Origin of the sequence: Streptomyces sp. NPDC007205 (assembly GCF_040634095.1) — a bacterium.
In the GTDB taxonomy this organism is placed as follows: domain Bacteria; phylum Actinomycetota; class Actinomycetes; order Streptomycetales; family Streptomycetaceae; genus Streptomyces.
Genome location: NZ_JBEYEW010000011.1, coordinates 50,848 through 77,462, shown reverse-complemented (window position 1 = coordinate 77,462; position 26,615 = coordinate 50,848). Strand labels below are relative to the sequence as shown.

The following is a 26,615-nucleotide window of genomic DNA, read 5'->3' as shown; positions in this document are numbered from 1 at the left end:
GGCGGTGGTACCGGAGTGCGCCACAGCGCTCTCGGTGCCACCGCCCAGCCACTTCCCACCGTTCAGGGTGCTGAACCGGCCTCTTACCAGGCCTTGTTGTCGCAGCCCATGGTCGAGCCGATGTGCGTCGCCTGCGCGCCCGGGTCGCCTTCGCCGTTGAGCGCGTTGCCCAGTGCGCCGTTGAGGATCCCGACCTCGCCGAGGACGTCGAGGTTCAGGTCGTGCGACCGGCAGTTCGAGCTCTGCATGACGCTGTTGCCGCCTTCGCCTCCGGCGTGAGCGGTGCCGGCGGTCAGGAGCCCGACGCTCCCGAGAGCCGCGACCATGACGGCAGCCTTGTGAAGCTTGTTCATGTGATCTCCATAGAGTGAGTTGTGGATGCGATCTGTCACGGATCTTCCACCTACAGCAACGGAGATTAGGGTTAAAATCACCCAAGATGGACATCGACACGCCGATTTCATGATCTCCCGAACTTGCAGGCCCGCATGCGAGGGTCTACGGCGTCTTCGGGCACTCGATCCCGTGGTCCTCGCTCTCAGGGCACATACGCCGGCGACACCGCGGCCGTACCGATCCGCCGCGCCTGGCCCGACCCGTCCGCCGGAACCTGGTACAGATCGGCGCCGTAGTCACCCGGCAGGGCGTACACGAGGGTGCGGGCGTCCCGCCAGACCGCCTGGTCGTCCACGCTCCTCCGCTCGGCCAGCGGAGTCTCGCGCATCGTGCGCAGGTCGAGCACGTAGAGATGCCAAGGGGCGTCCTTGGGCAGGCCGTTGACCCGCTTCTTGTAGGCGATCCGGGTGCCGTCGGGCGAAAGGGACGGACACTCGACGTTCGCGTGCAGGGTGGTTACGGTACGGGTCCGCAGATCGCCACGGACCAGATACGTGTGCCCCTTCGTCGCCAGCGTCGCGTAGAACGTGCGGTCGTCCGCCGCGAAGGTCACCCCCCAGAAGTTGACGTCCGGCGCCCGGTACGGATGCCCGTCCCTGACGATCCGGAAGTCCTCCAGGGACGGGATCAGTTCCCCGCTCCGCGTGTCCACGATCGCCGCACGCGTGGAGAAGTCCGTCCCGGCGTACGAGTCACCGCCCACGAAGGCCGTCCAGGCCGCGAAGTGACCCGTGGGCGAGACCCGGGCCCGGGACGGAATACCCGGAACGTCGTACCGGTGCACCGTCCGCAACCGGGCGTCCAGAACGAGCGCGCGATACGTGTCCGAGACCGGCCCGTGCACCGCCTGCAGACACACACCCGTGCCCGAAGCGGCGTGGAAACGCAGGCACTTGACCCCGGACGCGGTCCGCGCCCCCGACGGATCGCCGGCCGGGACACTGACGATCTCGTCCCGGTGCGGGCCCCACGCCAGGTTCCGGAACACCATCCGCCCGTGCCCGCTCAGCGTCACCGCCCCCGCCGTGACCCGCGGACCGCCCGCCTGTTCCTGGTCACGGCGGTCGGCCCGGGCCGAGGCGTGCAGCACGGACGCCAGCCCCACCGCCGCGAGCACGGCGACGGCGGCGACCAGGATCAGGACGCGGCTGCGTACGGTCATGCGGGCACCGTCCCCTTCGGGCGCAGGAGCAGGGAGGACACGGCACACGCGGCGAGCGCCACCGCCGCGCCCGCCAGCGCCGCCCGGTCGCCCCACACCGTCCAGGCCGCGCCGAACAACAGACTGCAGGCGAACCGGGCCAGCGCCTGCCCGGTCTGTACGAGTGCCAGCCCGGACGAGCGCAGCGCCTGAGGCACCCCGTCCGAGGCCGCCGCCATCAGCACCCCGTCGGTGGCCGCGTAGAAGGCGCCGTGCAGGGCCAGGACGACGTACGGCAGGGCCGGGCCGTGCCACGCCGTGAGCAGCAACGCGTACCCGACCAGCAGAGCGCCGTGCCCGGCGACGAAGACCGCCCACCGGCCCACCCGGTCCGCGAGCCGCCCGAGCGGCACCGCCAGCAGCAGGAACGAGGCGGCCGTACCGAGCGGCAGCAGCGCGAACCACCGGTCCGGTACGCCGAGCCGCCGCTGGAGCAGCAGATACACGAACGAGTCGCTCACCGTGGCCAGACCCAGCAGCAGCGCGCACAGGGCGACCCGCCGCAGCCCGCGCCGCCGCAGCAGCCCCACGGCACCCCGCAGGGTGGGCCGCCCGTCCGCGACGGCACCGCCGCGGCCGCCCGGCACGAAGAGCACCAGCACCAGGACACCGGCCACCGCCACACAGAAGCTGACGGTGAACACCGCGTCGTACCCGTCGACCGTGGCCCGCAGGATCAGGAACGCCACCAGCGGCCCGAGCAGTGCCCCGGCCGTGTCCATCGCCCGGTGCACCCCGAAGGCACGCCCCCGCGACTCGGCCGTGGCGGACAGCGAGATCAGGGCGTCGCGAGGCGCGGTCCGCAGCCCCTTCCCGGTGCGGTCGGCGGCCAGCACGAGCCCGATCGGCGTGAGCGAGTGTGCCACCAGCAGCAACGGTTTGCACACGGCGGAGAGGCCGTACCCGAACCCGGCGACCCACTTGTGCCGCCCGCCGCCCCGGTCCGCGAGATGGCCGCCCACAAGCCGTACGACCGCCGAGAACCCGTTGTACACACCATCCAGCAGCCCGAAGCCGAGCGGGGACAGACCGAGCCCGGTGACCAGATACAACGGCAGAACAGCGGTGACCATCTCGGACGACACATCGGTCACCAGGCTGACCGTGCCGAGCGCGAGCACGGTCGGGGCGATCGCGGCACGGCGCCGCCCGGCCGGCGGCCGGACGGCACCGTCCGCGGACGCCGGCGCACTCGCGCGGCTGTCCGCTACGTACACGTCAGGACGCCCAGATGCCGGAGATGTCCTGCGCGGCGGCGGCGTTGCCCGCGTGCGAGGTCAGCCCCTGGGTGTCCTCCAGGGTGCGCAACAGGTCGTAGTGGTTGTAGGTCGTGGAGCTGGACGACCCGGCCGTCACCGGCTGCCCGTACAGCACGGTCGGGATCCGGTTGCCGCTCAGCCGGTTGTCCTCGTCGAAGGTGATGACGAGCAGGCTGTTGTGGCTCTTGGCCCAACTCGCGTAGCCGCCCAGGTTGTTCTTCAGCCAGGAGTCACCGGTGGACACCGAGCAGTCGTGCATGTCGCTGCACAGGTTCGGGGTCACGAAGGACAGCTGGGGCAGCGTCGAGTAGTCCGTCGGGAACTGGGTGAACGTCTTCGCGCTCGACGTCGGCACATTGCTGAACCCGAACCACGGGTTGTGCTTGCGCGCGTAGTCCCCGCTGCTGCACGTGGTCGAACCCGCGCTCGGCAGGCTCTCGTTGTAGCTGGCCCAGCTGCGGCCGGCGGCGATCATCTCGGAGGCGAGATTGGGCGCCGACGAGAAGCCGGGCGTGTAGCAGCTGTCGTCCGTGACGCCCTGGGTCGAACCGGAGAACAGCGCGAAGTAGTTGGGCTGGCTCGGGTGGGTCTCGGCGTACGACTGCGTCAGGTTGGCACCTGCCGACTTCAGCGAGTTGATGTACGGGGCGCTGGAGGAGCCGATGACCTGGCTGTAGGCGTGGTTCTCGAAGACCACGACTACCACGTGGTCCGGACTCGGCACGGCGCCCGCGGCGTGCGCGGACTCCTCGCCGAGCCCGGTCCACAGCCCGACCGCGGCCGCGGCGAACGCCGCCGCGGACGCCACGACGGTACGGGCACGGCGGTACACGGAACTGCCGGACACATCAACCTCCGGGTTGGGGGACGGGGCTGGCGGTGCGGACAGAGCATGCACACGCCAATATTCCCGCGCCCCACGTCAGCCAACCTCGCGGGTGAAGACCGGGTGAACGAGGGGTACTCCCGCCCCCATGGCGCGGATTCTCGTGGGCACTTGCGGCTGGACGGACCGAGCACTGCTGACGAGCGGCTGGTACCCACCCGGCCACCGGGACGCCGAAGGCCGCCTACGGCACTACGCGAGCCGCTTCCCCGTGGTGGAGGCCGACTCCCCCTACTACGCCCTCCCCACCCCCCGCACCACCCGTCTGTGGACGGACCGCACCCCGGCCGGCTTCCGGTTCGACGTCAAGGCCTTCTCTCTGCTCACCGGCCACCCGACCCGTCCCTCCGCCCTCCCTGCGGACCTGCGCGCACACCCCCGCGACGAAACGCTCCGCAAGGAGGTCTGGACCCGCTACGCCCAGGCACTCACCCCCCTGCGCACCTCCGGCCGCCTCGGCACGCTCCTCTTCCAGTACCCGCCCTCTCTGACCCCCGGCCCCGCCGCCGAGGCCTTCGTCCGCACCGCCCGGGACCGTGCCCGCGACTGGCCGTTCGCCGTGGAGTTCCGCAACCCCGCCTGGTGGCACCCCGGCCAGGCCCGCCGCACCGGCGCCTTCCTCACCGACCTCGACGCCACCGCCGTAGCGGTCGACATGGCTCAGGGCTTACCGGCCTCGATGCCGCCCACCACTCCCGTCACCACGGCCCGCCTCTCGGTGATCCGCTTCCACGGCCGCAGCCGCCACTGGGGCACGGGCACCAAGGAGGACCGTTTCCGCCACGGCTACACCACCGCGGAACTGGCCGAATGGCTCCCACGCATCCGAGCCCTGACCCCCGCCACCGAGGAGATCCACATCCTCTTCAACAACTGCTGCGGCGACGCGGCCGCGAAGGCGGCGCAGACGATGCGGGACCTCCTGTCCGCGACGGTGCCGGTGCCGCAGCCGCGTACGGCGGGAGGTGGACATGGCGGGTGCTGTCCGCCCGCAGCGGCCGGCGAGAACTCGTCGAACCTCTGAAGAAACAGCCCGCCGGACCGAGGACGCGCTGGCACCCGCCCCGCGCCCATCACCGCACCGGCACGCATCACCGCACCGGCACGCATCACCGCACCCGGCACCCGCCCAGCATCCGGCACCCGCCCAGCATCCGGCACCCGCCCAGCATCCGGCATCGCCCAGCATCCGGCATCGCGCCGCATCCGGCATCGCGCCGCACCCGGCACCGCCCCGCACCCGGCACCGCCCCGCACCCGGCCCCGCGCCGACCTGCGCCCCGCGCCGACCTGCGCCCCGCGCCGACCTCCGCACCGGCACCCGCCACCTCGCCCGGCATCGCGCCCGCACCCATACCGCACCGGCACCCGCCCCGCACCCGTCGGCCGCGCGCCACCACCGAAGCCACCCCGCCCCGCCCCGCCCCTCCGGCTAGGCTCTGGCCAGGAGAACCGCATCCGAGGGGAGGCCACGGAGATGACGCCGGGCCGCAGAAGCAGCACCTTCACCCGCCTGCTCCGACACGGCTTCACCGATCCCTCCGCCGCGGAACGCCTCCTCGACGGCACGGAACTCGCTCCCGTCCGCAACGACCCCGTCCTCCTGGAGGCCCTCGCGGCCACCGCCGACCCCGACCTCGCCCTGCACGGCCTGGTCCGCCTCCTGGAGGCCCAGGACGGCCCCACCGCCCGCCGCGAACTGCTGGACACCCTCATCGCGGCCAAGCCGCTGCGCGACCGCCTCCTCGGCGTCCTCGGCGCCTCCGCCGCCCTCGCCGACCACCTGGCCCGCCACCCGGGCGACTGGCACGCCCTGGTCACCTACGAGCCCCGGGACCTGCACCCCGGCGTCGAGGAGTTCGAGCGCGGCCTGGCCGAGGCCGGCGACCCCGTCTCCCTCCGCGTCGCCTACCGCCGCTGTCTGCTGTCCATCGCCGCCCGCGACGTCTGCGGCACCACGGACGTCGCCGAGACGGCCGCCGAACTCGCCGACCTCGCCACCGCCACCCTCCGCGCGGCCCTGGCGCTGGCGGGGGCGAACGCCCCCGAGGACGCCGCCGCCTGCCGCCTCGCGGTGATCGCGATGGGCAAGTGCGGCGGCCACGAACTGAACTACGTCTCGGACGTGGACGTGATCTTCGTGGCGGAGGCAGCCGACGGCGTCACGGAGGCCCACGCCCTCAAATCCGCCACCCGTCTCGCCTCGCACCTCATGCGGATCTGCTCCGAGACCACGGTCGAGGGCTCCATCTGGCCGGTGGACGCCAACCTCCGCCCCGAGGGCCGCAACGGCCCCCTCGTCCGCACCCTCTCCTCCCATCTCGCCTACTACCAACGCTGGGCGAAGACCTGGGAGTTCCAGGCCCTGCTCAAGGCCCGCCCGGTGGCGGGCGACGCGGAACTGGGCCGGGCGTACGTCGACGCACTCGAACCCATGGTCTGGAAGGCCGCCGAGCGCGAGAACTTCGTGCCGGACGTCCAGCAGATGCGCCGCCGCGTCATCGCGAACATCCCCGCGGCCGAGATCGAAAGGGAACTGAAACTCGGCCCGGGAGGTCTGCGCGACGTCGAATTCGCCGTCCAGCTCCTGCAGTTGGTGCACGGCCGCACCGACCAGACCCTCCGCAGCGGCACCACCCTGGACGCCCTCCAGGCCCTGGCCGCCGGAGGCTACGTCGGCCGCGAGGACGCCGCCCGCCTGGACGAGGCGTACCGCTTCCTGCGCTCGATGGAGCACCGCATCCAGCTCTACCGCCTGCGCCGCACCCACCTCGTGCCCACGGCGGAACCGGACCAGCGCCGCCTGGGCCGCTCCCTCGGCCTGCGCACCGACCCGGTGGCCGACCTGAACCGCGAGTGGAAGCGGCACACCGGCGTCGTACGACGGCTGCACGAGAAGCTCTTCTACCGCCCGCTGCTCGACGCGGTCGCCCAACTCGCCCCCGGCGAGGCCCGCCTGAGCCCGGAGGCGGCCCGCGAGCGCCTCGTCGCCCTCGGCTACGCCGACCCCGCCGCCGCCCTGCGCCACCTGGAGGCCCTCGCCTCCGGGGTGACCCGCAAGGCGGCCATCCAGCGCACCCTGCTCCCCGTCCTCCTCGGCTGGTTCGCCGACTCCGCGGACCCGGACGCGGGCCTGCTGAACTTCCGCAAGGTCTCCGACGCGCTCGGCAAGACCCCCTGGTACCTGCGCCTGCTGCGCGACGAGGGCGCCGCGGCCGAGAACCTGGCCCGGGTCCTGTCGGCGGGCCGCCTCGCCCCCGACCTGTTGATGCGCGCTCCCGAGGCGGTGGCCCTGCTGGGCGACGGCGACGGCGGCGGTGGCCTGGAACCCCGCGGGCGCGCCCACCTGGAGCAGGAGATCCTGGCCGCCGTGGGCCGCGCGGAGAACGCCGAGCAGGGCGTCACGGCGGCCCGCGGCGTGCGCCGCCGCGAGCTGTTCCGTACGGCCGCCGCCGACATCGTCGGCTCCTACGGCACCGAGACCAGCCCCGCCGAGGCCGACCAGGGTGCCCTGGTGGACCGGGTCGGCGCGGCGGTCTCCGACATCACCGCCGCCACCCTCGCCGGCACCCTGCGCGCGGTGGTCCGCGACGGCTGGGGCGACACGCTCCCCACCCGCTTCGCGATCATAGGGATGGGCCGCTTCGGCGGTCACGAGCTGGGCTACGGCTCCGACGCGGACGTCGTCTTCGTGCACGAGCCGCAGGACGGCGTCGACGAGCACGAGGCGGCCGCGGCGGCGAACAAGGTCGTCGCCGAGATGCGCCGGCTGCTCCAGCTGCCCAGCGCCGACCCGCCGCTGCTCATCGACGCCGGCCTGCGCCCGGAGGGCAAGTCGGGCCCGCTGGTGCGCACCCTGAAGTCGTACGAGGCGTACTACCGCCGCTGGTCCCTGGTCTGGGAGTCCCAGGCGCTGCTGCGGGCCGAGCCGGTCGCCGGCGACGAGGAGCTGGGCCGCCGCTTCACCGAGCTGATCGACCCCTTGCGCTACCCGCGGCAGGGACTCGGCGAGGAGGCGGTCCGCGAGATCCGCCGGCTGAAGGCCCGTATGGAGTCCGAGCGGCTCCCGCGCGGCGCCGACCCGAAGCTGCACACCAAGCTCGGCCCCGGCGGCCTGTCCGACGTCGAGTGGACCGTCCAGCTGCTCCAGCTGCGCCGCGGCTGGCACGAACCGGGTCTGCGCACCACCCGCACCCGCGAGGCCCTGGCCGCCGCCCGCGCGGCGGGGCTGCTGTCCGCCGAGGACGCGGAGACCCTGGACGAGGCCTGGGTGCTGGCCACCCGGGTGCGCAACGCGGTCATGCTGGTGCGCGGCCGGGCCGGGGACACCTTTCCGACCGAGCCCCGCGAGCTGGCCGCCGTGGGCCGCTACCTGGGCTACGGCGCCGGGCACGCCGGGGACATGCTGGACGCGTACCGCCGTACCACCCGCCGGGCGCGCACGGTGGTGGAGGAGCTGTTCTACGCGGACTGAGCGGACGGAGCCGGTTCCGCCACGTGGGCCGGCGCCACCCTCGGCAGTGCGTACGGCACGGCGCCGTACCACGCCCGCGCCACCGTGAAGCCGAAGGCCAGGCAGAGGACGCCGCCGACCGCATCCAGCCAGAAATGGTTGGCCGTGGCAACGATCACCAGGAGGGTCGTCGCCGGATACAGCAGGCCCAGCACCCGCATCCACGGCACGGACGCCAGCGCGCAGATCGTCAGCCCGCACCACAGCGACCAGCCGATGTGCATCGACGGCATCGCCGCGTACTGGTTCGACATGTGCTTGAGGTCGCCGGAGGCCATCGAGCCCCAGGTGTGGTGGACCATGACCGTGTCCACGAAGTACCCGCCGCGCATCAACCGGGGCGGCGCAAGCGGAAACAGATAGTAACCGACGAGGGCCACACCGGTGGTCGCGAACAGCGCCAGCCGCGCCGCCGCGTAACGCCCCGGATGCCACCGGTACAGCCACACCAGCACACCGATCGTGACGATGAAGTGCAGGGTGGCGTAGTAGTAGTTCATGCCGATGATCAGCCAAGTCGCCGAGTTCACGACGTGGTTGACGGACTGCTCGACGGCGATGCCCAGTACGTGCTCGACGCGCCAGATCCAGTCGGCGTTCCGCAGCGCCTTGCCCTTCTGTTCCGGGACGGCGTTGCGGATCAGTGAGTACGTCCAGTAACTCACCGCGATCAGAAGGATCTCGAACCAGAGCCGGGGCCGCCGCGGACGCCGCAGCCGGTCCACGAAACCCCGGGCGACCCGTCCGCCCTCGCCCGTGACGGCCTGCGGAACGGCCACCTCCTCGCGACCTTCCGGCTGCGTCACGGTCGAGTCACTCATAGCCATCAAGTCTGCCAGAAAGGGCTTCCTCGACCGATCATCCCAAGGCCGGGTCCGCGGCGCACCTTCTACGGCGTGCGGACGGCATGCGGTGCCGATGCGGTCGAACCGCGCACCACCAACTCCGGCATGAACACGAACTCGCTGTGCGGCGCCGGTGTGCCGCCGATCTCCTCCAGCAGCGTGCGCACCGCGGCCTGCCCCATCGCCGGAACCGGCTTGCGGACCGTGGTCAGCGGCGGATCGGTGAAGGCGATCAGCGGGGAGTCGTCGAAGCCCACCACGGACACGTCCCGGGGCACCTCCAGACCGCGCTGCCGGGCCGCCCGTATGGCACCGAGTGCCATCATGTCGCTGGCGCACACCACGGCCGTGCAGTCCCGCTCGATCAGCGCCGTGGCCGCGGCCTGACCGCCCTCCAGGGTGTACAGCGAGTGCTGGATCAGCTCGGTCTCGACCGTCCCGGCGGCGAGCCCCAACTGCTCCTGCACGGCCCGCACGAAGCCCTCGATCTTGCGCTGCACCGGCACGAACCGCTTCGGTCCGAGGGCGAGCCCGATCCTGGTGTGCCCGAGCGACACCAGATGCGTCACCGCGAGCGTCATCGCGGCCCGGTCGTCGGGGGAGATGAACGGTGCCTGCACCTTCGGCGAGAAACCGTCCACCAGCACGAACGGCACGCCCTGCGCCCGCAGCCGGTCATAGCGCTGCATGTCGGCGGTGGTGTCCGCGTGCAGCCCGGAGACATAGATGATCCCGGCGACCCCGCGGTCCACGAGCATCTCGGTCAGCTCGTCCTCCGTCGACCCGCCCGGGGTCTGGGTGGCGAGCACCGGGGTGTAGCCCTGGCGGGTCAGTGCCTGGCCGATGACCTGGGCGAGGGCCGGGAATATCGGGTTCTCCAGCTCCGGCGTGATCAGTCCGACCAGCCCCTCGCTGCGCTGCCGCAGCCGCACCGGGCGTTCGTAGCCCAGCACGTCCAGCGCGGCCAGCACGGACTGGCGGGTGGTGGCGGCGACGCCCGGCTTCCCGTTGAGGACCCGGCTGACGGTCGCTTCGCTCACCCCCGCCTGCGCAGCGATGTCGGCAAGCCGTGTGGTCACAGGATTGGACTGTACCGGTCGCATCTCAGACTGCCCACCAGATGGCGCAATCCGCTGGGATCTCGGTGCGGGCCGGGCCCGGCTCGACATCGGCGCTGGCGAGCAGCAGCGTGCCGGGAGTGGTCACGGAAACCGGAGTGGCGGTGAGGTTGACCATGCAGACGAACGAGCCGTCGGCGGTGTCGCGGCGGAAGGCCAGCACGCCCTCCGGGGCGTCCAGCCAGGTCACCTGGCGGCCGGCGCCCAGGGCCGGGTGCTCGCGGCGCACGGCCAGCGCGCTGCGGTAGAACTCCAGGGTCGAGGTGGGGTCGCCGTCCTGCGCCGCGACGGTCAGGTCCTTCCAGTTCTCGGGCTGCGGCAGCCAGCTCGGGCCGCCCTCGACGGGACCGAAGCCGAACGGCGGCGCCTCGCCCGACCACGGCAGCGGCACCCGGCAGCCGTCGCGCGTGCCGTCCTGCCCGGAGCTGCGGAAGAACGCCGGGTCCTGGCGGACCTCGTCGGGCAGGTCGACGACCTCGGGCAGGCCCAGCTCCTCGCCCTGGTAGAGGTACGCCGAGCCGGGCAGCGCCAGCATCAGCAGGGTCGCTGCCCGGGCCCGGCGCAGACCACGCGCCTCGTCCCCTTCCGCGAGGCGCGTGGAGTGCCGTACCACGTCGTGGTTGGACAGCACCCAGGTCGCGGGCGCGTGCACCGCGTTCATGGCGCTGAGCGAGCGGTCGACGACCTCGCGCAGGTCCGCCGCGTTCCAGCCGGTCGTCAGATAGGAGAAGTTGAAGGCCTGGTGGAGTTCGTCGGGCCGGATGTACAGGGCGCTGCGCTCGACGGTCGGCGTCCATGCCTCGGCGACCGCGACACGCTCGTCGTCGTACTCGTCGAGGATCCGCCGCCAGCCCCGGTAGATCTCGTGCACGCCGTCCTGGTCGAAGTACGGCACGGCCTCGGTGCCGAGCAGCTTGACCTGCTCGTCATGGCCGATGTCCGGCAGGCCGGCCGCCTTGACCAGGCCGTGCGCCACGTCGATGCGGAAGCCGTCGATGCCGAGGTCCAGCCAGAACCGCAGGATGGAGCGGAACTCGTCGTGCACGGCCGGGTGGTCCCAGTTGAAGTCGGGCTGCTCCGGGGCGAACAGGTGCAGGTACCACTCGCCGGGGGCACCGTCCGGCTCGGTGACCCGGGTCCAGGCCGGACCGCCGAAGATCGACTCCCAGTCGTTCGGCGGCAGTTCGCCGTTGACGCCCTTGCCCGGCCGGAAGTGGAACCGCTCCCTCAGCGGCGAGCCGGGACCCTCGCGCAGCGCCTGCTTGAACCACTCGTGCTGGTCGGAGCAGTGGTTGGGCACCACATCGACGATCACCTTCAGACCCAGCGCATGAGCGTCGCGCACCAGGTCGTCGGCGTCGGTCAGGGTGCCGAACATCGGGTCGACCGCCCGGTAGTCGGCGACGTCGTAGCCCGCGTCGGCCTGCGGGGAGGCGTAGAACGGCGACAGCCACACGGCGTCCACGCCCAGCCGCTTCAGGTACGGCAGCCGGGAGCGGATGCCGGGCAGGTCGCCCATCCCGTCGCCGTTGCCGTCGGCGAAGCTGCGCGGGTAGACCTGGTAGATGACCGCGTCGCGCCACCACTCCCGGCGCCCGGAGGCGGCGGAGGAGGCGTCGGTGGGGACTGCGTCGGTGACGTGCTGGGTCATGGATTCCCTTACGTGATGCGGGGGGAACGACAGAGAAGCTTGCGGGGTGCCGGGCCGGGCGGTCAGGACTTGGTGCCGCCGGCGGTGAGCCCGGAGACCAGGCTGCGCTGCACGAGCATGAACACGAGGGCCGCCGGGATGGTGATGATGATCGCGGTGGCCGAGGTCCACGCCCAGTCGGGCCGCTGGTCCTGTGCGAAGGTGCGGATGCCGACGGCGAGCGTGTAGTGGTCGGACTGCATGAACTGCGTGGCGTACGCGACCTCGCCCCAGGCGGTGAGGAAGCTGTAGAACGCGGTCACCGCGAGGCCCGGCTTGGCCAGCGGCACGATCAGCCGCCAGAAGGTGCCGAACGGGGTGAGGCCGTCCACCCGGCCCGCCTCGTCGATCTCCTTGGGGATGGTGTCGAAGTAGCCCTTCATCATCCACGCGCAGAAGGGCACCGCCGTGGTCGCGTACGCCAGGATCAGACCGAGGTAGTTGTCGAGCAGGTCCAACTCGGACAGAAGCAGATACAGCGGCACGATCAGCACGATACTGGGGAACATCTGGGTGACCAGGAAGGTCCACATCAGCTGTCGGCTGCCCGGGAACCTCATCCGGGACACCGCGTAACCGGCGGTCGCCGCGAGGAAGACACCGAGGGCGGTGGTGCCGCCGGCCACGATGACGGTGTTCAGGAACCACTTCGGCAGGTCCGAGTGGGCCGTCACGTCACTGTAGTTGTGGAGGCTGAGGTTCTTGAGCACCTCGCTCGGCTGCTGCCAGGCGTTCTTCGGGCCGAGTGAGATGAACAGGATCCACACCACCGGGAAGGCCGCGATGACCGTGGCCAGGATCAGGGTGGCGTGCAGGGCGATCGACGCTGCGAGGCCGCGCTCCTCACGCCCGCGCACCTTGCGGGAGGGGGCGGCCGGGGAACGGGTGGCGGCGGGAGCGCTCGCGGGGGTCTCGTGGGTCGCTGCGGTCATGGCGGTTGCTCCTTACGCCTGCTCGGACTTCAGGGTGCTGCGGCGGTAGAAGGTCGAGAAGGCCAGCAGGAGGGCGAGGATGACGATCCCGTAGGTCGCCGCTCCCGAGTAGTCCGAGATGCCGGTGAAGGCCTTGCGGAAGGCGAAGGTGACGAGGATGTCGGTGTCGCCGGTGGTGTTGTTGCCCAGCAGCAGGTAGATGACGTTGAACATGTTGAACGTCCAGATGCAGCCCAGCAGGACCACCGTGTTGGACACCGGGCGCAGACCGGGCAGCGTGACGTTGACGAACCGCTGCCAGGGCGAGGCGCCGTCCATCTCGGCGGCCTCGTACAGCTCCCTGGGGATCGACTGCAGGCCGCCGAGCACGGCGACCATGTTGAAGGGGATACCGATCCAGACGTTCACCATGATCACGGCGACCTTCTGGGCGAGCGGGGTGCCCAGCCAGTTCTGTGCGGGCAGGCCGACCGCGGTGATGATGTCGTTGAACACGCCGAACTGGGAGTTCAGCATCAGCCGCCAGGCGAAGACGCCGATGAACGACGGGACCGCCCAGGGCAGGATCAGCATCGCCCGGTAGAAGCCGCGCAGCCGCATCTTGCGGTTGAGCAGCACGGCGAGGCCCATGCCGATGCCGACCTGCAGCGTGACGCAGGAGACCGTCCACACGACCGTCCACACCAGACGCGGGTAGAAGTCGCCGTCCGCGCCCGACAGGACGTGCCAGTAGTTGTCGAGGCCGACGAAGCCGTAGGTCGCGGGCCGGTGGAAGGCGCCGATGGTGGTGGCGACGTTCGCCTCGTTGGCGTTGGTCAGCGACTGGTAGAAGCCGTATCCCAGCGGATACAGGACCAGCACGGCGATCACCACGGCGACCGGGGTCACCATCGCCCAGGCGTACCAGTACCTGTCCCAGGACCGCCTGAGGCGCGAAACGCGTGCGGGGCGCGGGGACCTGTCGTCCCGCGCTGTCTTGTCGGTCTGTGCCGTGCTCGCTGCGGTGCTCATCCTCATCGACTCTTTATCGGCTCGTTCGCGGCGGAGGGTGGGTGGTTCCGCAGCCCCGGGGAGCCCCGGTCGGGGCGGCAGCGGGGAAAGAACGTTCCCCGGGGCTGCGTGTCCTTCGGTTACGGTGCGGCTACCGACCGTTCAGGTCAGCCGATGGAGTAGCCGGGCAGGAGCTGCTGGAACTGCTTGGCGGTGGCGTCCAGACCGGACTTGACCGACGCGTCGCCCTGCAGGATCTTCACGTAGTTCTGCTGCAGCGGCGTGAACAGCGAGCCGACCTGGGGGAGCGCGACGCGCGGACGGGCGGTCTGCTCCAGGATCGGCTTGAAGCCGGCGATCTTGGCGTCCGAGGTGACCGCGGAGGTGTAGGCCGACTTGCGGGTCGGCAGGGTGCCGGTCTTCTCCGCGATGGTGATCTGGCTCTCGGTGGACGTCATGAACTGCGTGAACAGGTAGCTGGCGTCCAGGTTGCCCGAGCCCTGGTACACGGCGAGGTCGTGACCGCCGGTCGGGGCCTGGGCCTTGCCGCCGGCGCCGGCCGGGACGGGCGCGTAGCCGAGGTTGGCCTCCTTGCCCTTGAACGCCGAGCCGGTCAGGTCGTCACTGACGGACCACGGGCCCTGGATCAGCATGGCCACCTTGCCGTTCTTGAAGGCGGTCTGCATGTTCTGGTAGGCGTTCGCGAAGTCGACCTTCATCGAGGCCTCGTCGTAGACCTTCTTCGCGGTGTTCAGCGCGGCGACGGCCTTGCCGTCGCTGATGGTGATCTTCTTCGCCGAGGTGTCGGCCAGGTCGGCGCCGTTGCCGTACAGCAGCGGGAGCAGGAAGTACGAGTCCGGGTTGACGTAGGTGCCGTACGCGCCGGTCTTCTTCTTGAGGGTCTTGGAGTCGGCGATGAACTCGTCCCAGGTGGCCGGCGGCTTGGCGATACCGGCCTTCTTGAACAGGTCCTTGTTGTACAGCAGGGCGAGGGTGTCGGTGACCGACGGGACGCCGTAGGTCTTGCCGTTGATCTTGGCCGTGTTCAGTGCGCCCGTGCTGAAGTCCGAGGTGTTCTGCAGCGCGGGGGTGCCGTCGAGCGGGGCGATGTAGCCCAGCGAGGCGTACTCGGCCATCAGACCCACGTCGGTGCGCACCACGTCCGGGGCGCCCTTGCCGCTCTTCGCGGCCGACTTGAACTTCTGCTCGACGTCGGTGAACGGGATGCTCTGGTAGTTCACCTTGATCTTCGGGTACTTGGCCTCGAACTGCTTGATCAGGGCCTTGTACGTCGGGGCTTCGGTCGCCGCGTCGGAGGTGTCCCAGTAGGTGATCGTGCCCGAGACGTCCTTGGGGTCCTTCGGCTTGCCGTCGGCCTTGTTGTCCGAGCCGCCGCAGGCGGTGGCGGACAGGGCGACCACGGTGACCGCGGCGGCGATCGATATGCCACGTCGCATATGAACTCCTAGAAGAGGGTTGCCCGGATCATCCCTTGGGAAGACCGCGGGTGCCGTCTGTCCCAATCGACGGCCGCCGGGCGCGGGAGGAACGTAGCAAGGCTGCAAGTCCTTGCGAAAGATGTTGCAAGGAAATTTCCGCAAGTTCCTGGAAGCGTGACGCCCCCGTTACCCCGGCATGTCCTGCGGGCTGCGGCGATACGCGCACACCGCCACCCCGGCCACTCATTCCACCGGGAAGTAACGGATCACCCGGGGGCCCGCGCTTTCTTGCAGGTCCTGGTCGAGATCCGGCCGTACCGATGCCGGCACCCGCGCCGACGCCGACGACAGCCAGTAAGAACGTGATCACCGTACGTACCCGCTCGCGAATTCTTACTGCACCTTGCTGAAACATTGAGGCAACGGTTAGGTTCACGCCACCCGTTGGTCGTTGATCACTCAAACTCCCCCCACACGCACAACGAAGTGCAGGAGCACGCATGGCCAGAAAGTCCCTGGCCGCCACGCTCGCCCTCGCGGCCGGCGTTGCGGTTGGCATGAACCCGACCACCGTCGAGGCCTCCCCGCCCGGAACCAAGGACGTCACCGCCGTCCTCTTCGAGTGGAACTACGCCTCGGTGGCCCGCGAGTGCACCACCACCCTCGGCCCCGCCGGCTACGGCTATGTCCAGGTCTCCCCGCCCGCCGAGCACATACAGGGCCCGCAGTGGTGGACCTCGTACCAGCCGGTGTCGTACAGGATCGCGGGCCGCCTCGGTGACCGCACGGCCTTCAAGAACATGATCGACACCTGCCACGCGGCCGGCCTGAAGGTCGTCGTCGACACCGTCGTCAACCACATGTCGGCGGGCAGCGGCACCGGCACGGGCGGCTCGACGTACACGAAGTACGACTATCCCGGCCTGTACTCGGTCTACGACTTCGACGACTGCATGTCCCAGGTCACCAACTACCAGGACCGCTGGAACGTCCAGCACTGCGAACTAGTCGGCCTGGCCGACCTGGACACCGGCGAGGAGTACGTCCGCAAGACCATCGCCGGGTACATGAACGACCTGCTCTCCCTGGGCGCCGACGGCTTCCGCATAGACGCGGCGAAACACATCCCCGCCGAGGACCTGGCGAACATCAAGTCCCGCCTGACCAACCCTTCCGCCTACTGGAAGCAGGAGGTCATCTACGGCGCGAACGAGGCCGTCCAGCCCTCCGAGTACACCGGCAACGGCGACGTCCAGGAGTTCCGCTACGCCTACGACCTCAAGCGGGTCTTCAACAACGAGAAGCTGGCCTACCTGACCAACTTCGGCGAGGGCTGGGGCTACCTGAAGAGCTCGGTCGCCGGCGTCTTCGTCGACAACCACGACACGGAACGCAACGGCAGCACCCTCAACTACAAGGCCGGCGCCGACTACACCCTGGCCAACGTCTTCATGCTGGCCTGGCCCTACGGAGCGCCCGACATCAACTCCGGCTACGAGTGGTCCGACGCGGACGCGGGCCCGCCGAACAACGGCCAGGTGAACGCCTGCTGGCAGGACGGCTGGAAGTGCCAGCACGCCTGGCCGGAGATCAAGTCCATGGTCGCCTTCCGCAACGCGACACGTGGCGAGTCGGTCACCAACTGGTGGGACAACGGCAACAACTGGATCGCGTTCGGCCGTGGCGCCAAGGGCTATGTGGCGATCAACCACGAGTCCTCGTCCCAGACCCGCACCTACCAGACCTCCCTGCCGGCCGGCACGTACTGCGACATACAGAGCAGCAAGCCGGTGACGGTGAACTCCAGCGGCCAGTTCACCGCCACCTTGGGCGCCAACACGGCGCTGGCCGTCTACTCGGGGAAGCCGAGCTGCTGAGCCAGACCACTTGGCTCGCGGTCCGACCCGGACGCCTGCTCGTGAATGAGTCAGGGATTGCGGTGGCGTCCTGATCCGTGGCCGGGGAATTCCGTGGCGTCATCGGCGCTCGCCGCGGCCCGCGAACGGTGGGAGACAGCGACGGCCCTCGCCCAGGAGCGGCGGGGGCCGACGTGTCTGCGCATGCCGATCACCGGGCGGCGGGCATGTTGCCGTCGCGCCAGTCGTTCACGCGCTTCCGGATGCTCGCGACCATGGGAAGCCCGTCAACCTCTGCGGGCTCGAACCATCGGACATCGGTGGATTCCTCGGACACCGCCAACTGCCCGGCCACAGGGCGGGCCAGGAAGCAGACGGAGAACTCTTGCCGCACCTCGCCATCGTCGTAGGCGAAGACGTGATGGGGGTCGGTGTAGGTCCCGACGATGCCGATGATCTCGACATCAAACCCGGTCTCTTCACGGGTCTCCCGTACCGCGCAGTCCGGCAATGACTCGCCGATATGCATGGCGCCACCGGGGAGCGCCCACATGCCGTTGTCACGCCGACGCTGAAGCAGGATGCGTCCGGAGTCGTCGACAACGACGGCGGAAGCAGCCGGAACCAGGCTGTTCGCGGCTGGGGCGTCCGGGGCGTCCTCGTAGTCGCGCCTACCCATTACCCTCCTCTTCCCAGACCGGGGTGCCTCGCTTCCACAGTTCCTCAACGTGCGAAGCGAAGCGATCGAACATGCCGTCGTCCTGGTGGCGACGTAAATGCAGCGTAGGGGCATCGTGGCCGACGCTATGTGTCAGCAAGGGCGTGACGATCATGTCGTCATCGAAGCGGAAGACGGACAGGTGCGCGTGCCCGTTGCTGTACCTTGCGGCGATACCCGGCTGGCTCCTGATCTTCTCCAACTCGGCGAGTGTCACGCGGATACGCGTCGACAGCGTGAGCGCAACGGCCTCGTCCTGCTCTCGAGACAGCGTGAGATCGCTGTCAGGGTCGCCGAGTAAGAAGCGCACTCGGCATCCCTGAGCAGCCTTGCGCCGCAACGCTGGACCGAGTCGGGCCTGTTCGAGCCATAGGAAGTAATTCGTGTAGCCGGCGAACGTCAGCTCTCGCTCGGCTTTGGTGATCAACGACCGCCACAGAGAGGCCGGGCAGCCGGACCTGTACGGATATACGGAAACGACCTCACGGTCCGGCCCCACCTTGATTGCCTTCTTCGCGGCTGCTGGCCATAACACCGCCTCATCCTCTCCGAGTGCCTCACAGACGTCCCACCGATGCCGGGCACGGGGAATGCGTCCGGCCTCGGTGATCCATCGGCCGACCGTCTTGATGTCGACCCCGCATCTCTCGGCCAACCGGCGATCTGTCATCTGGGCTTGAAGCATGGCACGACGTAGTGCTTCGTTCACCAGTACCCCCTGGGACGTTCGGGACGCTTTTCACGCTAGACCTACTCCGTGCCTAACGGTCATGGAACGAAGTAGGAACGCACCACCAGGAGCGGAAGTGTGGTGGACGAACGACGCACAGACCCCGAGAAGGGTTGATGACATGGCCCACGGTATCGCCCGCTTCTTCGAACCGCTGCTGCGGTTACTGTTTCGCGCTCCGGGGCGCCAGGCTCTGCCCGGACGGTGCAAAGAGGTTCGGCGGCAGCGAGCACGGCGGCGGACGCTGGTGCTCGCAACGTACGGAATCGACATCGGCCCACGCTGGATTCACGGTGTGGAGGTGACGGCCTGATGAGCTACGACCGGAACAGCGTTTCTCCGCTGTCCCCCGGCTTGCGACTGCTGCCGTGGGAGACCGAGACCGGCAAGCCGTGCTTCCTGTCCACCAACGGCACTACCGGCGTGCTGGCCCGGATCGCGGACGAGATCGAGGCAGACCAGTTGCGCGACGGCGCCGACGTCCTCAAGGGCGCCCAAGCCGTCTTGGACGACCACAAGGCCGGGGAATACGCGGTGCGCCTCGCGCTGCGGGCCGCCACGCAGTGCCTTGGCGATGTCTTGCGGATCGCCGACAGCAGAGGTGCCCGCCTGCCACGACTGGTCGACGCCGACGACCGAGACCAGGACGACGGCGCTGATGACGACGGGCCACACGTTCCGGCCGAGGTGTTCGGATGAGCGCGGGCAACGGGAACACGCGGCGTCGGTACCGGTTCGCCGAATGGACGCTGACAGCCATGCCGACCATGGCCGTGCGCCACTTCGGCAAGTGCCTCACGTGCGGCGAACGTTCCGCAGACACAGCCGACCCGGACGACGCGCAGGAGTGGTGCCTGAAGCACGCGGGCCTGACGCACCACAGCGGCTACGAGCTGTCAGCGTCCCAGTACTTCAACGCCGTCATGACTGACCCCGAGGCCGAGCCGCATGCGACACAGATCCAGATCAGCTGTACGACGTGCACCTGTAACAGGAGAGAGGACAACGGCGCATGAGGCTGGGCATCACCGGTCACCGAGGGCTGAGCCCGCAGGTAGAAGAACGTGTGCGGGCCATGCTGGAGGAAACGGTGAGTGCGTACGACGCCGCCGGACTGGTCGCAGCGTCGCGGCCGACGGCCCTGACTCCTGGTTCGCAGAGGCCGTTCTCCGACACGGCGGACAGCTTGAGGTCGTCGTGCCCGCCGCCCAGTACCGGGAGAGCGCGGATACGGCGGCGCAGCGGACGTCGTAGCCTGTGCGGAACGGACCGGGGTCCCAGTACGGGTGCTGTGGCTGGATGGCGCCACCCGCTGAGCCCGGTCCGTCTGTTGGTTACGTCCACGTGTCGCTCGTCGTATAGCCGGACGAACCGCCCGTCGTGTACGAGCGGTTCGTCCCGGACTCCCAGGTCACGTTCCCGGAGGTGCACGTCAAGGTTGACGTTGAAACTTCTTGCTATGAGTTTCAAGACTCTTGCTGTAAAGCTTTCGGCAGCGATACGGTCGCGCCGGGTCGGACCCAAGAGAGCCGCATTCGCTAGGAGTTACCGCCTGTGATACCGAGAGCGAGACGGGCCGCGGCGGTCGCCGCCGTAGCCCTCGCCGCCGCACTGATCCAGCCACTGGCCGCCCGCGCGGCCACCCCGCCCGCGCCCCCCTCGGACGCGGCCCTCGCCGCCCAGCCCGCGCGGCACGGCGACACTCACGAGCAGTTCTACTTCGTCATGCCGGACCGTTTCGCCAACGGGGACAGGTCCAACGACGAGGGCGGACTCACCGGCTCGCGCCTCACCACCGGGTACGACCCCACCGACAAGGGCTTCTACCAGGGCGGCGACCTCAAGGGTCTGACCAGGCGGCTGGACTACATCAAGGGCCTCGGCACCACCGCCATCTGGATGGCCCCCATCTTCAAGAACCGTCCGGTGCAGGGCACGGGCAGCAATGCCTCCGCCGGCTACCACGGTTACTGGATCACCGACTTCACGCAGGTAGACCCGCACTTCGGCACCGACAAGGACCTCAAGACCCTCATCTCCAAGGCGCACGCCAAGGGCATGAAGGTCTTCTTCGACGTCATCGCCAACCACACCGCCGACGTCGTGGACTACGAGGAGAAGTCCTCCGACTACCTCTCCAAGGGCGCCTTCCCCTACCTGACCAGGGACGGCCGGCCCTTCGACGACGCCGACTACGCGGACGGCACCCGGAAGTTCCCGGCCGTCTCCCGCGCCTCCTTCCCGTACACCCCGAGGGTCACGAGCCGGACCAAGGTCCCGGCCTGGCTCAACGACCCGACGATGTACCACAACCGGGGCGACTCGACGTACGCCGGCGAGTCCACGACCTACGGTGACTTCTCGGGCCTGGACGACCTGTGGACCGAGCGTCCCGAGGTCGTGCACGGCATGGAGAGGATCTACGAGCGGTGGGTGAAGGACTTCGCCGTCGACGGCTTCCGGATCGACACCGTCAAGCACGTCGACCTGCCGTTCTGGACCCAGTGGGCCACCGCGCTGGACACATACGCGGCGGCCCACGGGCACAGGAACTTCTTCATGTTCGGCGAGGTCTACTCCGCCGACACGGACATCACGTCCCCCTACGTCACCCAGGGCCGCCTCGACGCCACCCTCGACTTCCCCTTCCAGGACGCCGCCCGCGCCTACGCCTCCCAGGGCGGCAGCGCGCACAAGCTCGCGGGCGTCTTCGGTGACGACTACAAGTACACGACCGACCAGGCCAACGCGTACGAGCAGGTCACCTTCCTCGGCAACCACGACATGGGCCGCATCGGGTACTTCCTGAAGCAGGACAACCCGAAGGCCACCGACGCCGAGATCCTCAAGAAGGACGAGCTGGCCAACGAGCTGATGTTCCTCAGCCGCGGCAACCCGGTCGTGTACTACGGCGATGAGCAGGGCTTCACCGGCTCCGGCGGCGACAAGGACGCCCGCCAGACCATGTTCGCCTCCAAGGTCCCCGACTACCTCGAAGACGACGAGATCGGCACCGACCGCACCCACGCCGACGACTCCTACGACACCTCGGCGCCCCTGTACCGGCAGATCGCCGCGCTCGCCAAGCTGCGCACGGCCGATCCGGCCCTGGCCGACGGCGTCCAGACCGAGCGCTACGCGGCCGACGGCGCCGGGATCTACGCCTTCACGCGGACGGACGAGAAGACCGGCCAGGAGTACGTCGTCGCCCTCAACAACGCCGGCACCGCACAGACCGCGAGCTTCGCGACCGGGTCCGCCGGCATGTCGTACCAGGGCGTCTACGGCGTCTCCGACTCGATGAAGTCCGACGGCGACCGCAAGGTCACCGTGACCGTGCCGGCCGAGTCGGCCGTCGTCTACAAGGCCGCCGGCACTCTCGCCGAGCGGGCCGCACAGCCGTCCATCACCCTGAAGGCCCCGGCCGCCGGGGCCACCGGCACGGTGGACGTCAGCGCCGACGTCGACGGCGGTCAGCTGAACCGGGTCGTCTTCGCCGCCCAGGCCGGCGACGCCAAGTGGCAGGTGCTCGGCTCCGCCGACCACGCCCCGTACAAGGTCACCCAGACCCTCGGCAAGGACATCCCCGCCGGGACCGCGCTGCGCTACAAGGCCGTCGTGGTCGACTCCGCCGGGCACACCGCGAGCGCCACGGCGAGCAGCACCTCCGGCACCCCGCCCGCGCCCGAGACCCCCACCGCCTCCTCCCGGGACTATGTGGTCGTCCACTACAAGCGCACCGACGGCGACTACGCCGACTGGGGCCTGTACGCCTGGGGTGACATCGCCGACGGCGAGGCCACGAACTGGCCCGCCGGCCACCCGTTCACCGGCCGGGACGCCTACGGCGCCTTCGCCTACGTCAAGCTCAAGCCGGGCGCCTCGAACGTGGGCTTCCTGGTCGTCGACAAGGACGGGAACAAGGACGTCTCCGCCGACCGGAGCGTCGACGTCACCAAGACGGGTGAGGTGTGGGTCGAGCAGGGGAAGACGGACGTACTGACCCAGAAGCCCGACTATCCGGCGCAGGACAGGACCAAGGCCGTCATCCACTACCATCGCGCCGACGGCGACTACGACGGCTGGGGTCTGCACGTCTGGACGGGTGCCGCGCACCCCACCGACTGGCCGGCCCCGCTGAAGCCGGTGAAGACTGATGCCTATGGCGCGGTCTTCGAGGTGCCGCTCACCGAGGGTGCCACCAGCCTCAGCTACATCATCCACAAGGGCGACGACAAGGATCTCCCGACCGACCAGTCCCTGGACCTCAAGGCCAACGGCTATGAGGTGTGGCTGGTGAACGGCCAGGAGAAGTACCTGCTGCCGCAGCCGGCGGGCAGCGCCGCCGCCCTCGACCTGAGCACCTCCAAGGCGATCTGGATCGACCGGGACACCCTCGCCTGGAACGGCGTGGACGGTGCCGCCTCCACCCAGCTGCTGTACAGCCACGACGGCTCGATCACCGTCAGGGACGGGGCGCTGACCAGCGACGACGAGCGCTGGATCCGGCTGGAGAAGACCACGCTGACCGACGCCCAGAAGGCGAGGTTCCCGCACCTGAAGGACTACACCGCCTGGTCCGTCGACCCACGCGACCAGGACCGGGTGCGCGCGGCACTGAAGGGTCAGCTGGTCGCCTCGCAGCGGGCCGCCAACGGCGCCGTGCTGGCCGCGACCGGCGTGCAGATCGCGGGCGTGCTGGACGACCTCTACCCCGCCGCCGCCAAGGCCGCACTCGGGCCGGTCTTCCACGACGGGAAACCGACGCTCTCCGTGTGGGCGCCGACCGCACAGAACGTCTCGCTGGAGCTGGACGGCTCGGTCAAGGCCATGCACCGGAACGACACCACCGGCGTCTGGTCCGTCACCGGCCCCGCGTCCTGGAAGGGCAGGCCCTACCGGTACGTCGTGAAGGTCTGGGCGCCCAGCGTCCGCAAGACGGTCACCAACAGGGTCACCGACCCCTACTCGCTCGCTCTCACCGCCGACTCCGGGCGCAGCCTCGTCGTCGACCTGGACGACAGGTCCCTCGCCCCGAGCGGCTGGTCCGCCCTGCGCAAGCCCAAGGCCGTCCCGCTGAAGGACGCGCAGATCCAGGAGCTGCACATCCGGGACTTCTCCGTCGAGGACCACACCTCGAAGCACCCGGGCACCTACCTGGCCTTCACCGACAAGGACAGCGACGGCTCCAAGCACCTGCGCGCGCTGGCGAAGTCCGGGACGTCGTACGTCCACCTGCTGCCCGCCTTCGACTTCGCCACCGTCCCCGAGAAGAAGGCCGACCAGGCGAGCCCCGGCTGCGACCTCGCCTCCTACCCGGCCGACTCCGGCCAGCAGCAGGAGTGCGTGGCGAAGACGGCGGCTAAGGACGCCTACAACTGGGGCTACGACCCGTACCACTACACGGTCCCCGAGGGCTCGTACGCCACCGACCCGGACGGTACGGCCCGTACGGTCCAGTTCCGCAAGATGGTCCAGGGGCTGAACGAGGACGGCCTGCGGGTCGTCATGGACGTCGTCTACAACCACACGGCGGCCAGCGGCCAGGCGGACACCAGCGTGCTCGACAGAATCGTGCCGGGCTACTACCAGCGCCTCCTCGCCGACGGCTCGGTGGCCGACAGCACCTGCTGTTCCAACACCGCGCCGGAGAACGCGATGATGGGCAAGCTGGTCGTGGACTCGATCGTCACCTGGGCGAAGGAGTACAAGGTCGACGGGTTCCGGTTCGACCTCATGGGCCACCACCCGAAGGCCAACATCCTGGCGGTCAGGAAGGCCCTGGACGCGCTGACGCCGCAGAAGGACGGCGTCGACGGCAAGAAGATCATCCTGTACGGCGAAGGCTGGAACTTCGGGGAGGTCGCCAACGACGCCCGGTTCGTGCAGGCCACGCAGAAGAACATGGCCGGCACCGGCATCGCCACCTTCTCCGACCGCGCCCGTGACGCCGTGCGCGGCGGCAGCCCCTTCGACTCCGACCCCGGCGTCCAGGGCTTCGCGTCCGGGCTGTACACCGACCCCAACTCCTCCACCGCCAACGGATCGAAGGAGGAGCAGAAGGCGCGCCTCCTGCACTACCAGGACCTCATCAAGGTCGGCCTGACCGGGAACCTCGCCAAGTACCACTTCACGGACACGGACGGCAAGGAGGTCACGGGAGCGGAGGTCGACTACGGCGGCTCGCCCGCCGGATACGCCGACGCACCCGGCGACGCCCTCGCCTATGTGGACGCGCACGACAACGAGTCGCTGTTCGACGCGCTGGCCTACAAGCTGCCGCAGGACACCTCCGCGTCCGACCGGGCCCGGATGCAGGTCCTGGCGATGGCCACGGCCGGTCTCTCACAGGGACCGTCCCTGTCCCAGGCGGGCACCGACCTGCTGCGCTCGAAGTCGCTGGACCGCAACTCCTTCGACAGCGGGGACTGGTTCAACGCGATCCACTGGAACTGCGCCGACGGCAACGGCTTCGGGCGCGGACTGCCCATGGCGGCCGACAACCAGTCCAAGTGGGACTACGCCCGGCCGCTGCTGAGCACGGTCAAGGTGGGCTGCGACCAGATCACCGGGGCCTCCGCCGCCTACCGGGACCTGCTGAAGATCCGTACGACGGAGAAGGCGTTCTCGCTCGGTACGACCGCTCAGGTGCAGGACGAGCTGTCCTTCCCGCTGTCCGGCAAGGACGAGACACCCGGGGTCCTCACCATGAAGCTCGGTGACCTGGTCGTCGTCTTCAACGCCACCCCGCAGCAGCAGGAGCAGAAGGTCGGCAGCCTGGCCGGCACGTCCTACCGGCTGCACCCGGTGCAGGCGAAGGGCGCCGACCCGGTGGTGAAGACCTCCGCCTACGCGGCCGGCTCGGGCACGTTCACCGTCCCGGCGCGGACCGTGGCGGTGTTCACAAGGGCGGCGAACTAGGGTGAGGGCACAGCCGTAGAACAGGAGTGCGCATGCCGCAGATCACCATCGACTACTCGGACATCGTGGAGAACGCCTTCGACCGCGAGGGCTTCGCCCGGGCGCTGCACGAGGCGACCGTGGAGATCGCAGCGGCGAAGCCGGAGGCATGCAAGACGCAGTTCCGGCCCAGCGCGCTCACGGCGTACGGGTACCAGGACCCGGCGGAGCACGGGCACGCCGTCGTGCACGTGACCGTCGGGCTCCTCGCCGGCCGCAGCGACGCGACCAAGGCGAAGCTGACGGAGACGGCACTCGAGCTGCTCCGGGAGCACGTCGGGGAGGGGGCCTTCGCCCTGCACGCCTCCGCCGAGGTCCGCGACCTGGATCCGTCGTACCGGAAGTTCGACCGGTGACCGCCGTCAGGAACCCAGGGTGATCAGCCGGCCGACCAGCTCCGCGAAGGGGCCGTCGGCCGGCTCGTTCTTGACCATGGTGCGCAGCAGGTCGGCCATGTCCTCGTCGTAGGCGGCGCTGACGGCCGCCAGCGCGGCGAAGTCGTGCACCAGCTGGACCTCCAGCTCGGCGCGCGGGATGCGCCGGCCGTCCAGCCAGATCAGGGCCGTGGACTCGGCTAGGGAGATCCAGGAGCGGACGACCAGCTCCAGACGCGGGGACGCCTCCGTGACGCCCAGGTGCGACACGATCTGGTCATGGGCGGCCTGCCGTACGGAGTCGATGAGCGCGTTGGTGGCCGAAGAGCCGACCGCCGGGCCGCCGCGCATCAGCGCCGAGAAACCGGGGCCGTGCTCGTCCACGAAGTCGAAGAAGCGGCGCATCACGCGCAGCAGCCGGGCGCCGAGCGGTCCTTCGTGCGGCTCGGCGAAACGGCCCGCGAGATCCTCCGCCGCACGCTTCAACGCGGCCTCGTACAGGCTGAGTTTGCCGGGGAAGTAGTGGTACACCAGCGGGCGTGAGATGCCCGCGGCCGACGCTATCTCGTCGATGGAGACCTCGTCGGGCGAGCGTCGGCTGAACAGGTCGAGGGCGACACGGATCAGCTGCTGCCGCCGCTCCTCGACACCCATCCTGCGGCGTACCCCGATAGTCATGCGGACACCTTACCGATCGGACCCCGACCG

At 69.7% G+C, this 26,615-nt stretch carries 20 protein-coding genes and 1 pseudogene; 8 read left to right on the top strand and 13 right to left on the bottom strand.

Features of this window, described 5'->3' with window-relative positions; genetic code table 11:
* Positions 1–83: 83 nt before the first annotated feature.
* The 4 genes from ABZ624_RS20000 to ABZ624_RS19985 form a co-directional block, all read right to left on the bottom strand.
* Positions 84–353: a hypothetical protein gene (locus ABZ624_RS20000; RefSeq protein WP_360090266.1), complete on the bottom strand. Its 270-nt coding sequence runs from the start codon at positions 351–353 to the stop codon at positions 84–86.
* 185 nt (positions 354–538) lie between these two features.
* Positions 539–1,558 carry a TolB-like translocation protein gene (locus ABZ624_RS19995; protein WP_360090263.1) on the bottom strand — a complete coding sequence of 340 codons (1,020 nt, stop codon included), beginning with the start codon at positions 1,556–1,558 and terminating at the stop codon, positions 539–541.
* Positions 1,555–2,814 (bottom strand): MFS transporter, encoded by a 1,260-nt coding sequence (locus ABZ624_RS19990; protein WP_360090260.1) that lies wholly within the window; start codon positions 2,812–2,814, stop codon positions 1,555–1,557. Before ABZ624_RS19990 ends, ABZ624_RS19995 begins: the two co-directional genes overlap by 4 nt.
* A 1-nt stretch (position 2,815) precedes the next feature.
* Complete coding sequence (locus tag ABZ624_RS19985) at positions 2,816–3,703, bottom strand: alkaline phosphatase family protein (RefSeq protein ID WP_360090257.1); 888 nt, start codon at positions 3,701–3,703, stop codon at positions 2,816–2,818.
* 127 nt (positions 3,704–3,830) lie between these two features.
* Between ABZ624_RS19985 and ABZ624_RS19980 the strand changes: the two genes are divergently transcribed.
* Both ABZ624_RS19980 and ABZ624_RS19975 read left to right on the top strand, forming a co-directional pair.
* A complete protein-coding gene (locus tag ABZ624_RS19980; RefSeq protein WP_360090254.1) occupies positions 3,831–4,766 on the top strand; it encodes a DUF72 domain-containing protein in 936 nt (311 codons plus the stop codon).
* A gap of 453 nt (positions 4,767–5,219) precedes the next feature.
* On the top strand, positions 5,220–8,216 hold the full coding sequence (locus ABZ624_RS19975; protein ID WP_360090251.1) for a bifunctional [glutamine synthetase] adenylyltransferase/[glutamine synthetase]-adenylyl-L-tyrosine phosphorylase: 2,997 nt from the start codon (positions 5,220–5,222) through the stop codon (positions 8,214–8,216).
* Here ABZ624_RS19975 and ABZ624_RS19970 read toward each other — a convergent pair.
* The 6 genes from ABZ624_RS19970 to ABZ624_RS19945 form a co-directional block, all read right to left on the bottom strand.
* A complete protein-coding gene (locus ABZ624_RS19970) occupies positions 8,204–9,076 on the bottom strand; it encodes a phosphatase PAP2 family protein (RefSeq protein ID WP_360090248.1) in 873 nt (290 codons plus the stop codon). The two genes, ABZ624_RS19975 and ABZ624_RS19970, sit on opposite strands and share 13 nt — an antisense overlap.
* Before the next feature lie 68 nt (positions 9,077–9,144).
* Entirely contained in the window at positions 9,145–10,179 is a 1,035-nt protein-coding gene (locus ABZ624_RS19965) for a LacI family DNA-binding transcriptional regulator (RefSeq protein ID WP_360090245.1), read from the bottom strand.
* A gap of 25 nt (positions 10,180–10,204) precedes the next feature.
* A complete protein-coding gene (locus tag ABZ624_RS19960; RefSeq protein WP_360090242.1) occupies positions 10,205–11,869 on the bottom strand; it encodes a glycoside hydrolase family 13 protein in 1,665 nt (554 codons plus the stop codon).
* A 62-nt stretch (positions 11,870–11,931) separates the two neighbouring features.
* Complete coding sequence (locus ABZ624_RS19955) at positions 11,932–12,840, bottom strand: ABC transporter permease subunit (protein WP_360090239.1); 909 nt, start codon at positions 12,838–12,840, stop codon at positions 11,932–11,934.
* 12 nt (positions 12,841–12,852) lie between these two features.
* A complete protein-coding gene (locus ABZ624_RS19950; protein ID WP_360090236.1) occupies positions 12,853–13,851 on the bottom strand; it encodes a sugar ABC transporter permease in 999 nt (332 codons plus the stop codon).
* A gap of 146 nt (positions 13,852–13,997) precedes the next feature.
* On the bottom strand, positions 13,998–15,287 hold the full coding sequence (locus ABZ624_RS19945; RefSeq protein ID WP_360090233.1) for an extracellular solute-binding protein: 1,290 nt from the start codon (positions 15,285–15,287) through the stop codon (positions 13,998–14,000).
* A gap of 482 nt (positions 15,288–15,769) precedes the next feature.
* On the opposite strand from ABZ624_RS19945, the gene ABZ624_RS19940 reads away from it, so the two are divergent.
* Positions 15,770–17,146 (top strand): alpha-amylase family protein, encoded by a 1,377-nt coding sequence (locus ABZ624_RS19940; RefSeq protein WP_360090230.1) that lies wholly within the window; start codon positions 15,770–15,772, stop codon positions 17,144–17,146.
* A gap of 190 nt (positions 17,147–17,336) precedes the next feature.
* Here ABZ624_RS19940 and ABZ624_RS19935 read toward each other — a convergent pair whose 3' ends face one another.
* A complete protein-coding gene (locus ABZ624_RS19935; protein WP_360090227.1) occupies positions 17,337–17,804 on the bottom strand; it encodes an NUDIX domain-containing protein in 468 nt (155 codons plus the stop codon).
* Entirely contained in the window at positions 17,797–18,552 is a 756-nt protein-coding gene (locus ABZ624_RS19930) for an XRE family transcriptional regulator (protein WP_360090224.1), read from the bottom strand. Before ABZ624_RS19930 ends, ABZ624_RS19935 begins: the two co-directional genes overlap by 8 nt.
* Positions 18,553–18,885: 333 nt before the next feature.
* Between ABZ624_RS19930 and ABZ624_RS19925 the strand changes: the two genes are divergently transcribed.
* From ABZ624_RS19925 to ABZ624_RS19905, 5 genes and pseudogenes are all read left to right on the top strand, one after another.
* Positions 18,886–19,272: a hypothetical protein gene (locus tag ABZ624_RS19925; protein ID WP_360090221.1), complete on the top strand. Its 387-nt coding sequence runs from the start codon at positions 18,886–18,888 to the stop codon at positions 19,270–19,272.
* Positions 19,269–19,589, top strand: coding sequence for a hypothetical protein (locus ABZ624_RS19920; protein WP_360090219.1), 321 nt, complete (start codon positions 19,269–19,271; stop codon positions 19,587–19,589). Before ABZ624_RS19925 ends, ABZ624_RS19920 begins: the two co-directional genes overlap by 4 nt.
* Positions 19,586–19,889, top strand: a pseudogene (locus ABZ624_RS19915) (hypothetical protein). Before ABZ624_RS19920 ends, ABZ624_RS19915 begins: the two are co-directional and overlap by 4 nt.
* A gap of 238 nt (positions 19,890–20,127) precedes the next feature.
* A complete protein-coding gene (gene pulA / locus ABZ624_RS19910; RefSeq protein WP_360090216.1) occupies positions 20,128–25,494 on the top strand; it encodes a pullulanase-type alpha-1,6-glucosidase in 5,367 nt (1,788 codons plus the stop codon).
* Between the two features lie 32 nt (positions 25,495–25,526).
* The gene (locus ABZ624_RS19905; RefSeq protein ID WP_360090213.1) at positions 25,527–25,889 is read left to right on the top strand and encodes an isomerase; all 363 of its coding nucleotides are present in this window, start codon (positions 25,527–25,529) and stop codon (positions 25,887–25,889) included.
* A gap of 6 nt (positions 25,890–25,895) precedes the next feature.
* Here ABZ624_RS19905 and ABZ624_RS19900 read toward each other — a convergent pair whose 3' ends face one another.
* Entirely contained in the window at positions 25,896–26,585 is a 690-nt protein-coding gene (locus ABZ624_RS19900) for a TetR/AcrR family transcriptional regulator (protein WP_360090210.1), read from the bottom strand.
* Between the last annotated feature and the right edge of the window lie 30 nt (positions 26,586–26,615).

Coding starts and splice junctions, on each gene's coding strand:
- ABZ624_RS19975 (WP_360090251.1), top strand. CDS start 5,220: ATGACGCCGGGCCGCAGAAGCAGCACCTTCACCCGCCTGCTCCGACAC.
- ABZ624_RS19920 (WP_360090219.1), top strand. CDS start 19,269: ATGAGCGCGGGCAACGGGAACACGCGGCGTCGGTACCGGTTCGCCGAA.
- ABZ624_RS19995 (WP_360090263.1), bottom strand. CDS start 1,558: ATGACCGTACGCAGCCGCGTCCTGATCCTGGTCGCCGCCGTCGCCGTG.
- ABZ624_RS19925 (WP_360090221.1), top strand. CDS start 18,886: ATGAGCTACGACCGGAACAGCGTTTCTCCGCTGTCCCCCGGCTTGCGA.
- ABZ624_RS19935 (WP_360090227.1), bottom strand. CDS start 17,804: ATGGGTAGGCGCGACTACGAGGACGCCCCGGACGCCCCAGCCGCGAAC.
- ABZ624_RS19980 (WP_360090254.1), top strand. CDS start 3,831: ATGGCGCGGATTCTCGTGGGCACTTGCGGCTGGACGGACCGAGCACTG.
- ABZ624_RS19955 (WP_360090239.1), bottom strand. CDS start 12,840: ATGACCGCAGCGACCCACGAGACCCCCGCGAGCGCTCCCGCCGCCACC.
- ABZ624_RS19945 (WP_360090233.1), bottom strand. CDS start 15,287: ATGCGACGTGGCATATCGATCGCCGCCGCGGTCACCGTGGTCGCCCTG.
- ABZ624_RS19940 (WP_360090230.1), top strand. CDS start 15,770: ATGGCCAGAAAGTCCCTGGCCGCCACGCTCGCCCTCGCGGCCGGCGTT.
- ABZ624_RS19950 (WP_360090236.1), bottom strand. CDS start 13,851: ATGAGCACCGCAGCGAGCACGGCACAGACCGACAAGACAGCGCGGGAC.
- ABZ624_RS19905 (WP_360090213.1), top strand. CDS start 25,527: ATGCCGCAGATCACCATCGACTACTCGGACATCGTGGAGAACGCCTTC.
- ABZ624_RS19900 (WP_360090210.1), bottom strand. CDS start 26,585: ATGACTATCGGGGTACGCCGCAGGATGGGTGTCGAGGAGCGGCGGCAG.
- ABZ624_RS19960 (WP_360090242.1), bottom strand. CDS start 11,869: ATGACCCAGCACGTCACCGACGCAGTCCCCACCGACGCCTCCTCCGCC.
- ABZ624_RS20000 (WP_360090266.1), bottom strand. CDS start 353: ATGAACAAGCTTCACAAGGCTGCCGTCATGGTCGCGGCTCTCGGGAGC.
- ABZ624_RS19970 (WP_360090248.1), bottom strand. CDS start 9,076: ATGAGTGACTCGACCGTGACGCAGCCGGAAGGTCGCGAGGAGGTGGCC.